Annotated in this window: 1 pseudogene; it reads right to left on the reverse strand. The window is 62.2% G+C overall.

Going from position 1 to position 834, the window contains the following annotated elements:
• Positions 1–834: pseudogene (locus AWB67_RS41285) on the reverse strand (filamentous hemagglutinin N-terminal domain-containing protein); the annotation flags it as partial.

The following is an 834-nucleotide window of genomic DNA, read 5'->3' on the forward strand; positions in this document are numbered from 1 at the left end:
ATTATCAGCCCGTCGTTGCGCCCCGCTATCATGCCTAGCGCGCCTTCGCTCGCCGTGGCCGAGCCGTCGGTCAAAGCAAAGTCACGGACCACCGCCCCCTCGCCGACCACGCCAAAGAGACCGGTAGTCGAACTGGAATTGGTATTGCGCGCGTCTATGCTTACAGAGAAGAGCCCGCCGCCGCCGTCGAACTGTCCGGCGAACGGATGCTCCGCACTACCGATGGGCGCTGGCAGCGCGCCACCGTTGAAAAAGCTCTTTACGCGATAGTTGCCAGCGAGGTTGTCGTAGATAGCGCTGAAGTCGGTGGGATCGTTGATCTGCATGTAGCCGGTGATTTGAGTCTTCAGCCCGCTCAGGTGTGCCGGTCGCCACGCCAGGTTGCTGTGCTGCACGCCGGGACCATATAAGCCGTTGCGGTCGTAATACATCTCAACGAGACCAGTGCTGCGACACCAGTCGAGCACGCCGTAGTTCGACACACTCCCGCCGTTGTTGGCTCCCAGAGCGTCAGCGGCAACGGTGAACTTTCCGCTACCTGCGTTGGCGACGGTCACGCCCGGTGAGAAAGTCACTGAATGCCGCGTGCGGAAGTAGAACGGCGCTGCGCCTGTCCAGCGCACATCGCCGCCCACGACGATGTCGCCCGTGCGCCGAGGCGGATACGCGTCCGCGGTATCGACCGTCACCGCCGTCCCGGAAGACAGACTGTGCGAAAGCGTTCGCCCCAACGCCGAATCGATGGTCAGCTCAGGTATGGTGATGTTCAACGAATCTGCGTGCAACGTGGCATCACCCATGCTCATGCGGTCGGCGGTGATGGCCACTTCGCTC

The sequence above is a fragment of the Caballeronia terrestris genome (genome assembly GCF_001544515.1).
GTDB classification, from domain to species: domain Bacteria; phylum Pseudomonadota; class Gammaproteobacteria; order Burkholderiales; family Burkholderiaceae; genus Caballeronia; species Caballeronia terrestris.